Origin of the sequence: Flavobacterium sp. FPG59 (assembly GCF_002150205.1) — a bacterium.
Lineage (GTDB): Bacteria > Bacteroidota > Bacteroidia > Flavobacteriales > Flavobacteriaceae > Flavobacterium.
In genome coordinates, this window is record NZ_MTCA01000099.1 from 1 (window position 1) to 10,553 (window position 10,553).

Annotated in this window: 8 protein-coding genes; 6 read left to right on the forward strand and 2 right to left on the reverse strand. The window is 33.0% G+C overall.

Going from position 1 to position 10,553, the window contains the following annotated elements; translation table 11 throughout:
- The first annotated feature begins 118 nt into the window (after positions 1 to 118).
- From purH to rodA, 6 genes are all read left to right on the forward strand, one after another.
- Positions 119 to 1,645, forward strand: coding sequence for a bifunctional phosphoribosylaminoimidazolecarboxamide formyltransferase/IMP cyclohydrolase (gene purH / locus FPG59_RS09895; RefSeq protein ID WP_086454444.1), 1,527 nt, complete (start codon positions 119 to 121; stop codon positions 1,643 to 1,645).
- Between the two features lie 53 nt (positions 1,646 to 1,698).
- Positions 1,699 to 2,727, forward strand: a complete 1,029-nt coding sequence (locus FPG59_RS09900) for a rod shape-determining protein (RefSeq protein ID WP_086454445.1) — start codon at positions 1,699 to 1,701, stop codon at positions 2,725 to 2,727.
- Positions 2,728 to 2,828: 101 nt separating this feature from the next.
- Entirely contained in the window at positions 2,829 to 3,653 is an 825-nt protein-coding gene (mreC, locus tag FPG59_RS09905) for a rod shape-determining protein MreC (protein ID WP_086454446.1), read from the forward strand.
- Complete coding sequence (mreD, locus tag FPG59_RS09910) at positions 3,646 to 4,152, forward strand: rod shape-determining protein MreD (protein WP_086454447.1); 507 nt, start codon at positions 3,646 to 3,648, stop codon at positions 4,150 to 4,152. The genes mreC and mreD overlap by 8 nt, the downstream gene beginning before the upstream one ends.
- The gene (mrdA, locus tag FPG59_RS09915; protein WP_086454448.1) at positions 4,149 to 6,134 is read left to right on the forward strand and encodes a penicillin-binding protein 2; all 1,986 of its coding nucleotides are present in this window, start codon (positions 4,149 to 4,151) and stop codon (positions 6,132 to 6,134) included. Before mreD ends, mrdA begins: the two co-directional genes overlap by 4 nt.
- Positions 6,109 to 7,344: a rod shape-determining protein RodA gene (gene rodA / locus FPG59_RS09920; protein ID WP_086454449.1), complete on the forward strand. Its 1,236-nt coding sequence runs from the start codon at positions 6,109 to 6,111 to the stop codon at positions 7,342 to 7,344. Before mrdA ends, rodA begins: the two co-directional genes overlap by 26 nt.
- A gap of 57 nt (positions 7,345 to 7,401) precedes the next feature.
- On the opposite strand, the gene FPG59_RS09925 is transcribed toward rodA, so the two are convergent.
- On the reverse strand, positions 7,402 to 8,259 hold the full coding sequence (locus tag FPG59_RS09925) for a DNA/RNA non-specific endonuclease (protein WP_254906678.1): 858 nt from the start codon (positions 8,257 to 8,259) through the stop codon (positions 7,402 to 7,404).
- Positions 8,260 to 8,374: 115 nt separating this feature from the next.
- Positions 8,375 to 10,552 (reverse strand): carboxy terminal-processing peptidase, encoded by a 2,178-nt coding sequence (locus FPG59_RS09930; protein ID WP_086454451.1) that lies wholly within the window; start codon positions 10,550 to 10,552, stop codon positions 8,375 to 8,377.
- Position 10,553 lies beyond the last annotated feature (1 nt).

Consider the following 10,553-nt stretch of genomic DNA (forward strand, 5'->3'; position numbering starts at 1 on the left):
CTTTCATTTTAATAAAAACTCCAAAAAAGAGATTTACAAATTAAAATTATCTCATTTTCAAATGGCTTAATTTTAACATTAAAAAACTATTTTTGCACCTCATAACTATAACTACATAATGAGCACAACAAAAACAATCCAATCAGCATTAATCTCTGTCTTTTCCAAAGAAGGATTAGAGCCAATCGTTAGACAACTAAACAGTCAAAATGTTACAATTTATTCTACTGGTGGAACAGAAGATTTTATAAAAAATCTTGGAATCCCAGTAATTCCAGTAGAAGATGTAACCTCATATCCGTCTATATTAGGAGGAAGAGTAAAAACATTACACCCAAAAGTTTTTGGCGGAATACTAAATCGTCAGGATAATGAGAGTGATGTGCAACAAATGAAAGAATTTGACATCCCGCAAATAGATTTAGTAATAGTTGACTTATACCCATTTGAAAAAACAGTTGCTTCGGGAGCTACTGAAGCGGATATAATTGAAAAAATTGACATCGGTGGCATATCGTTAATTCGTGCCGCTGCAAAGAATTTTAAAGATACCGTTATTATTTCGTCTATGGAACAATATAGTTTGTTTTTAGAAACTATCACAAAACAGAACGGAGCTACAACATTAGAAGATCGTAAATTATTTGCTACCAAAGCATTTCACGTATCTTCACATTATGACGGAGCTATTTTTAATTATTTCAATACAGATGAAACCATTTACAAAGAAAGTATTGCAGATGGTCAAGTTTTAAGATACGGAGAAAACCCTCACCAAAAAGGATTTTTCTTTGGTGATTTTGATGCGATGTTCAAAAAAGTTCACGGAAAAGAACTTTCTTATAACAATTTACTAGATGTAGATGCAGCCGTAAATTTGATACATGAATTCAAAAATGATGGTCCAACTTTTGCTATTTTAAAACACAACAACGCCTGCGGATTAGCCAGCAGAACTACAATTCATGAAGCGTATCTAGCCGCATTAGCTTGCGATCCTACATCAGCTTTTGGAGGTGTTTTAATTTCAAATACTAAAATAGATGTAACAACCGCTCAAGAAATCAATTCTTTGTTTTGTGAAGTAGTTATTGCTCCTGCTTATGATGACGATGCTCTTGCCATACTACAAGAGAAGAAAAACCGAATTATTTTAATCCAAAACGAATTAGATTTGCCACAAAAACAAGTACGTACGTGTTTAAATGGATTGTTAATTCAAGAAAGAAACAACATCACAGATACTAAAGAAGACTTAAAAACCGTTACCAATACAGCGCCTACTGAGCAAGAAATTAAAGATTTAATTTTTGCTTCTAAAATTTGCAAAAACACAAAATCAAACACAATTGTATTTGCAAAAAACGGTACGCTTATTGCTTCAGGTACAGGACAAACCTCTCGTGTTGATGCTTTAATGCAAGCTGTTGAAAAAGCTAAAAATTTCGGATTTGATTTACAAGGTGCATCCATGGCCAGCGATGCTTTTTTTCCGTTTCCGGATTGTGTAGCATTAGCAAAAGAAGCAGGAATCACAGCAGTTATTCAACCAGGAGGATCTATTAAAGATGAATTGAGCATTAATTATTGCAATGAAAATAATCTTGCAATGGTATTTACAGGAACGCGTCATTTTAAACATTAATTTGTTTAACTTTGTCTGGCATTTTTATATAACTTTTAACCCTTAAAAAACTTATGGGATTTTTTGATTTCATGACCGAGGATATTGCGATAGACCTTGGTACCGCAAACACTTTAATCATACATAATGATAAAGTAGTAATTGACAGCCCTTCGATAGTAGCACGCGATAGAATTTCTGGAAAAATCATTGCTGTTGGTAAAGAGGCCAATATGATGCAAGGTAAAACGCATGAAAACATTAAGACAATAAGACCCTTGAAGGATGGTGTAATTGCTGACTTTGATGCTTCAGAAAAAATGATCAGTATGTTTATAAAAAGCATACCTGCATTAAAGAAACGAATGTTTACACCAGCGCTTCGCATGGTAGTATGTATCCCATCTGGAATTACTGAGGTGGAAATGCGTGCTGTAAAAGAATCTTGTGAGCGTGTAAATGGTAAAGAAGTATACTTGATTCATGAACCAATGGCAGCCGCAATAGGTATTGGTATTGATATTATGCAACCTAAAGGAAACATGATTGTTGATATAGGTGGTGGAACTACTGAGATTGCTGTTATTGCTCTTGGTGGAATTGTATGTGATAAATCTGTAAAAATTGCTGGTGATGTTTTTACAAATGATATTGTATACTACATGCGTACACAACACAATTTATTTGTGGGAGAAAGTACCGCCGAAAAAATAAAAATCCAAATTGGAGCCGCAATCGAAGATCTTGAAACTCCTCCAGAGGATATGTCTGTTCAAGGTAGAGATTTATTAACTGGTAAACCAAAACAAGTAGAAGTATCTTACAGAGAAATTGCAAAAGCATTAGACAAATCTATTCAAAGAATTGAGGATGCCGTAATGGAAACTTTGTCTCAAACACCTCCAGAATTAGCTGCTGACATCTACAATACAGGTATTTATCTTGCAGGTGGTGGATCAATGCTACGAGGTCTTGACAAAAGAATTTCTCAAAAAACAGATTTACCGGTTTATATAGCTGAAGATCCTTTGAGAGCTGTTGTAAGAGGTACTGGTATGGCCTTGAAAAACATAGTTAAATTTAAAAGTATACTTATTAAATAATTAAAACATTTAAACTAAATCCTAGTTAGGTATTCCAATTGAATTTATAATTAGTATTTAGTTTTTGTTGCAATTTTCTTTAAAATAATTCATTTAAGAAAATGCAGCAAATTTTTAATTTTATTTTTAAAAACAGCAACCGATTGCTGTTTTTGCTGCTTTTGGGTATATCACTTTCCTTGACTATTCAATCACACTCTTTTCATAGAAGTAAAATAATAAGTTCCGCTAATTTTTTGAGTGGTGGCGTTTATGAAAAAATAAACAATGTCAATGAATATTTGAATTTAAAAGCTCAAAATGACGCATTGGCACAAGAAAACGCAACCCTTAAAAGCTTACTCTTTAATAAAAAAGATACCGCTAGCGTAAAATTAACGGACAGTTTAAAAGGCGTAAAACCTAGTGACATATTAGTTTCTAAAGTTATTCACAACTCCTATAACGTTTATGAAAACTACCTCACTATAAATTCAGGCGAGCTGGATGGAGTAAAACCTGACATGGGCGTGATCAACAGCTTAGGAATTGTAGGAATTATAGAAAACACCTCAAAAAATTATGCGACCGTAATATCTATCCTGAATAAACGATCGCAAATTAATGCTAAGATTAAGAAGTCAAACCACTTTGGATCATTAAACTGGAACGGAAAAAGTACTGGATTTGTACAATTGACAGATTTGCCAAGACTTGCCATGATTAAAATTGGCGACACTATTGTTACAGGTGGTCAGTCTGTTATTTTTCCTGAGAATATAAATATTGGTACTATTTCAAAAATTTACAGAGACACCCAAACTAACTTTTATACACTTGACGTAAAGTTATTTAATGATATGACTAATCTGGGTCATGTATATATTATTAAAAGTAAGGACAAAGAAGAGATTACTAATTTAGAAAAAAAAGGCAAAGATGAATAGCACCTTGTTAGTCAATATTCTTCGATTTATTCTTTTATTAGCACTTCAGATAGTTGTTTTCAACAATATGAACTTACTGGGCTATGTTAGTCCGTTTCCTTACATATTGTTTATCATTTTGTATCCTGTAAATGGAAACAAATCTGCCTTGCTGGCATCTAGTTTTTTACTGGGTATCATCATGGACCTTTTTAGTAATTCTGGAGGAACACATGCAACAGCGTGCATTATACTGGCTTACTTACGCCCTACTCTTTTTAAATTTGCATTTGGTTTAAGTTATGAATACCAAACCATAAAATTAAATGAGGTACTTACTCCACAACGATTTACATTTATCTTACTATCGGTTGTGATTCATCATTTTACCTTGTTTTTATTAGAAGCTTTTCAATTAAGTTTTATAGTAGACACACTCTTAACGGTGCTATTAAGCACTACCTTTACCATAATTATCTGCATCATAATTATCTATTTAATCAAGCCTAATAAAAGATGAGAAAAGCATTATTGCCTGCCTTAATAACCATAGCTACACTATTATTGGTTGTAAGGATTTTTTATTTGCAAGTAGTTGATGAAACTTTAAAATTAAAATCAGAGAACAACGCTATTAAAAAAAAATACGAGTATCCTGAACGCGGATATATTTATGATCGTAACGGTAAATTACTTGTGGCTAACCAAGCCTCTTATGATATCATGGTTATTCCTAGAGAGGTCAAAAACACAGATACGCTAGAGTTTTGCCAACTACTTAATATTACAAAAGAGGATTTTATAAAAAAAATTGAAAAAGCAACTGTTTACAGTCCTAGGTTGCCTTCTGTTTTTTTATCGCAATTAAATAAAAATGAGTTTGCTGCTTTTCAGGAAAAGATTCGAAAATACGAAGGTTTTTATTTCCAAAAACGTTCACTTCGAGATTATGAAGTGAATTTTGGTGCCAATATTTTTGGCTTTATCACACAAGTAAACGAAAAACTAATTGAAAAAAATCCGTATTACAACAGTGGAGATTTAATTGGAAAACAAGGTGTAGAACAAAGTTATGAAAATTTATTACGCGGTATTAAAGGTGTAAAATACCTTCAAAAAGACAAACACAACCGTGAAATAGGATCCTACAAATCAGGCAAGTATGACACCATAGCCGTTCAAGGGCAAGACATTAACCTTACCATTGATGCCGAAATCCAAAAATATGGCGAAGAACTGATGATTAATAAAAGAGGTGGAATTGTTGCTATTGAACCAAAATCTGGTGAAATCTTAGCACTTGTAACAGCTCCATCCTACGATCCTGGAATTCTTGTAGGCAGACAACGCTCAAAAAATTACACACAATTATACCGTGACTCTATTGCTAAACCATTATACGATCGTGGTTTACTAGCTGAATACCCCCCTGGTTCACCATTCAAAATTTTAACGGGTCTTGTTGCGTTACAAGAAGGTGTAATTGATTATAACACAACCGTATTTTGTAATCGAGGTTTTAGCTATGCTAGAGGTAGATTTATGGGTTGCCACTGTCATGGAGGCGCGCTTCAATTGCATAGAGGTATATTTGAGTCTTGCAACTCTTATTTTGCAACTGCTTATATGAAAACCATCAATAAGTATGCTAAACCTGCCTATGCCGTTGATGTTTGGAGTAATCACCTTAAAAGTTTTGGTTTAGGCCAATTTATGGGTTATGATTTACCTATTGGCAAAAGAGGACTAGTCCCAACTTCAAAAACATACAAACGCATGTACCCTAATGGTGGTTGGAGAAGCACTGCTATTGTATCTAACGCTATTGGTCAAGGTGAAGTTTTAATGACCCCTATTCAACTAGCAAACATGATGGCTACAGTAGCTAATGAAGGATATTATTATACGCCTCACATCATAAAGAAAATAGAAGGTATCCCAATTGAAAGTAAGTTCACTACTAAACATACCACAACAATTGATAAAAAATTTTTCAAACCTATCATAAGCGGTTTATTTGACGTGTACAACCTAGGTACAGCAAGAGGACTTCGAGTAGAGGGAATTGAAATTTGTGGAAAAACAGGAACTGCCGAAAATTTTACAAAAATTGGTGGTGTTCGAGTAAAAATGGAAGATCATTCCATATTTGTAGCATTTGCCCCAATGAATAACCCTAAAATTGCCATAGCAGTAATGGTAGAAAATGGAGGTTATGGAGCGACAATTGCAGGTCCGATTGCGAGTTTGATGATTGAAAAATACCTTAGACATAAAATCACCCGTGTAGACCTTGAAAAAAGAATTCTAGCAACGAGTTTACAAGGTCGTTACGCCAAATTAGGTGGACTTTCGGAAACCGTTAAACTGCAATTAAAAATAGCAGATTCGTTACAAAAATTAAAAACAGGAACACCTAAAAAAGTTCTGTTGACTACTGATACAATTAAAGAAAAAAAACTAGCTTCCCAATCTAATGAAAAACCAAAGTATAACAAATAATATTGACTGGATCAGCATCATTATTTATACGGTGCTAGTACTATTAGGTTGGTTGAATATTTATTCTTCCTCATTATCGTCTATGGAAGACACTTATGAGAAACAATTAATCTTCATTCTATTTACCATCCCATTAATCTTTATTGTTGTATCTGTTGATGGTAAGTTTTATGAAAAATATGCTAGTATCATTTTTATAGTAGCACTTATATCTTTAGCGGGTCTATTTTTATTTGGGAAAACCATAGCTGGGCAAAGGTGTTGGTATGCAATAGGAAGTTTTACAATTCAACCCTCGGAGTTTGCAAAAGCAGCAACCTCACTAGCATTAGCAAAGTTTTTAAGTGATTCTCAAATCAATTTAAAAGATCCAAATAGACAAATTCAAGCACTAGCTATAATATTTTTACCTGTTCTTCTTATACTTCCGCAACCAGATCCTGGAAGTGCTTTAATATATAGCATTTTTATTATCGTGTTGTATAGAGAAGGCTTGCCATCCTGGTATGTTTGGACGGGTTTCATAACCATTCTATTATTTGTACTCACATTAGTAATTGAGCCTATTTACGTTGTTTTGGCAGCTTTACTTGTTATTGTTTTAGTTCATTATAGATCAAGATTAGCAGATAGAAACGTAATACTAAGTAGTATCTTGTTTGTACTGATAACTGGTTTTGTATTTTCTGTTGATTATATTTTCAATAATGTATTTAAACAGCATCATAGGGATCGTTTTAATATTCTACTAGGGAAAGCAGTAGATTTAAAAGGATCAGGCTATAATACCAATCAATCAACAATAGCAATAGGATCTGGCGGTTGGCTGGGAAAAGGTTTTCTAGAAGGCACACAAACAAAAGGTGGCTTTGTACCAGAACAACATACCGATTATATTTTCACAACAGTTGGTGAAGAATGGGGTTTTGCAGGATCACTAGTAGTAATAGCCCTATTTGCAGGATTATTTCTTAGAATTATATATTTGGCCGAAAGGCAAAAAACCAAGTTTAGTAGGGTTTATGGATATTGCGTAGCGGGTATTTTATTTACGCACTTCTTTGTAAACATTGCTATGGTATCTGGAATATTCCCAACAATTGGTGTACCATTACCTTTTTTCTCCTACGGAGGATCAGGGCTATGGGGCTTTACAATACTACTGTTTATTTTCATCAAAATGGATGCGAATAAAGTGAATGAATGGTAATTGTTGCATAAGTTTAAAACTATTAGCTTAATCCTTATCGAATGTGTAGTAGTAGATTTAGTTAAAACTCCAATATTTATAATCCTTGTTAGCTTCTAATTGATTTTCTAAACGGTCCTCTAATTGAGGGAAGAAGTTTATTCCCGTGAGTTTTTCTATTGCATCTACAGAGACTACAAATTTGTATAATGGTTCATCACTTGGTTGATTAGACATTAAAAAACCAATCATTTTCACTCTATTTCCAGAGCGATTCATCAATATTTTATAAAAATATTGAGGTACAGCGACCTTTTCTTTTCCAATAGTTTTTAAGGAATTGTTCAAAACACCTCCTGTCACTACATACACACCATTCTCTTTCACTGCCCAATACCTAACTTTTTGCTCTAATCTATTCCAAATACCGTTATTGAATTTCTTATCCTGAGGAGCTATATTTGAGGTCAAAAAAGTATCATTGTACGCTGACATTGAGAATTCCATATCTCCTGCTGGGCACAAATGCCCTTTATCATAATTAGAATTCTTATAATTCCTCCAATCAGCAGAACCTGTTATAACCTTAGCATCCTCAATAAAATAGGGGCGTTTAAAGTTATTGTTCTTTATGTAATCTTTCTTTAATTCATAAGCCACCCACTCTGCTTGTTCATAATTTTCATTATAAGAAAGAGAATAATAATTGTGCTTTACAATTGTATTTGTTGTTGATATTGGCAACAAATCATTTGTTGTATAACGTAATTCTGTTTGATTTACATCCTCAGACTTACTCCTCTTTTCGTATTCACTCTCTTCATTTGCAATGGGTACAAAACCATTTTGAGTATTTGACATCTCTTTTTTACAAGAAGAAAGTGTTGTAATAATTACAAAACACCCTACTACTATTCTACTGCTATTAAACCTCATACAACTTAGATAACGTTAAAAAACTAATTAAAATAAAGATAGGGAAATATTAAAAAGAGAGCATAAAAAAACGCTCAAAATTACTTTTGAGCGTTTTAGTAGGGTTGTTATAAAATTATGACTTTACAAGCTTGTCTTTTTTTACCTTAACGGGTAATACTTTGTTTGTAAAAGCTTTAGATTGTAAATCATCTAATACATTTAATGCTTCTTCTACATAGATATCTTTAGACAATGCTTCATGCCATCTTTCTCTTTTTTCTTTCAAAGAACTATCTTGATTCATAGCCTCAACTTCGTGTGGCAAAGAACTGAATCTTAAATCATTCTTATAATCAACAATTGATTTATACTTTTTTGCTTTTTCTTCAATTTGAGTTTGAGCAATTTTAAATTTAGTAATATTTAAACTGTAAATATTTTCCTCACTGCGTCCATCAATCCATTTTGCATTATCTTCAATCAATTGAAATTGTGGGTTCTGAGTAATTCTATTTTTACTATTCATTATTACTTGGGCAAAATTAGAATTATCATTCCATAATTGATAGCTAGTTTGATCAATTTTATCCCAAGGCATTGCGTTGTCAATATCCCTTTCACCCATTTTTAAATAAGAATAGCGATCTGGCATTACAATATCACTGTGTACACCTTCTAGTTGTGTAGATCCTCCATTAATTCTATAAAATTTCTGAGTAGTGGTTTTAATAGCCCCTAAATCTCCCACTGCACTATTACGTACAAGGGTATTCAAGTCATACACATTTTGAACAGTACCTTTACCATACGTTTGTTTACTTCCTATTACAATTCCGCGTTTGTAATCTTGAATTGCAGCTGCAAGAATTTCAGAAGCCGAGGCCGAGAAGCTATTTACCATAATTACAAGTGGTCCATCCCATTCAATTTTTGGATCCTTATCATACAAAACTTCTTTTTTTCGTCCAGCCGATTTAATTTGAACTATAGGACCTTGCTCAATAAATAATCCTGCAATATCAACAACAGTAGACAAAGAACCTCCTCCATCATCTCTAACATCTAATACGATTCCGCTAACACCTGCGTTTTTCAAACGGTCAACTTCAAGAGCAATATCTTTACCTGCATCTCTACCCTCTGGATTTTCAAAATCGATATAAAATTTCGGCAAATAAATAACCCCATATTTTAATCCATTTTTCTCAACCACACTTGACTTAGCGTATGTTTCTTCAATTTCAACAATATCACGAATTATAGAAACAATTTTAATAGTTCCATCCACTTTTTTAATGGTAAGGCGTACTTCAGAACCTTTTGGTCCTTTAATTTTTTTAACCACATCATCAAGACGCATTCCTACAACATCAACAGCCTCTGCATCACCTTGAGCAACTTTCATAATTAAATCACCCGATTCTAGTTGTTTACCTCTCCAAGCAGGCCCACCAGAAATAAGTTCAGATATTTCAGTAAGATCATTTTTCTTTTGTAATCTTGCTCCAATACCTTCTAACTTACCACTTATACTTACATCAAAACGTTCTTTTTCTTCGGCAGCAAAATAATTCGTATGAGGATCAAAACGACCTGTGATTGCATTTATATATACTGAAAACCAATCATTACGATCTAAATCTTTTATAAAATTGAAGTACTCATCAAGAGATTTCAAAGAACTCTCTCTTGTTTCTTTCTCTAATACTTCAAAAGTTTTCACTACATACTTAGCGTCATTTTTCTTTTTATCTTCTTCTAATCTTTGTTTGTCAACCAATGAAGAAAGGGTTGACAACTTGATTTGTTTTCTCCATTTATCATTTAACTCGGTAAGATTTTTAGAATATGGTGCTTTTTCATAGTCAACATTGAAACTCTCATCAGTTTCATAATTGAACGGTTTACTAAGCACTGATTTGTAAATTTTAGTGCTCTCGTTCATCCTTTTGATCAAACGATCGTAGGTAAGATTAAAAAAACTTAAATCTTTGTTCAATAATTGATCATCTAACTGCAGTTCAAATTTTGAAAACTCATCAATATCTGATTGCAAGAAAAATCGTTTTGAAGGATCTAATGCTACAATGTAATCCTTGTAAATGCCCTTAGAAAAATTATCATCAATTGTAGCAGGGCTGTAATGTCCTTTCTCAATAACAAAAGTCAATAACTCTAGTAGTAACTTATCTTTTTCAGGATCATTACTTTTTGAGTTTTTGATATTAAATGCAAATAAAGCCATCGAAATACACGCGACAACAATTAATATTTTATAATTTCTTTTCATAAAGTGAAGTATAGTATTCATG

Coding starts and splice junctions, on each gene's coding strand:
- purH (WP_086454444.1), top strand. CDS start 119: ATGAGCACAACAAAAACAATCCAATCAGCATTAATCTCTGTCTTTTCC.
- FPG59_RS09900 (WP_086454445.1), top strand. CDS start 1,699: ATGGGATTTTTTGATTTCATGACCGAGGATATTGCGATAGACCTTGGT.
- mreC (WP_086454446.1), top strand. CDS start 2,829: ATGCAGCAAATTTTTAATTTTATTTTTAAAAACAGCAACCGATTGCTG.
- mreD (WP_086454447.1), top strand. CDS start 3,646: ATGAATAGCACCTTGTTAGTCAATATTCTTCGATTTATTCTTTTATTA.
- mrdA (WP_086454448.1), top strand. CDS start 4,149: ATGAGAAAAGCATTATTGCCTGCCTTAATAACCATAGCTACACTATTA.
- rodA (WP_086454449.1), top strand. CDS start 6,109: ATGAAAAACCAAAGTATAACAAATAATATTGACTGGATCAGCATCATT.
- FPG59_RS09925 (WP_254906678.1), bottom strand. CDS start 8,259: ATGAGGTTTAATAGCAGTAGAATAGTAGTAGGGTGTTTTGTAATTATT.
- FPG59_RS09930 (WP_086454451.1), bottom strand. CDS start 10,552: ATGAATACTATACTTCACTTTATGAAAAGAAATTATAAAATATTAATT.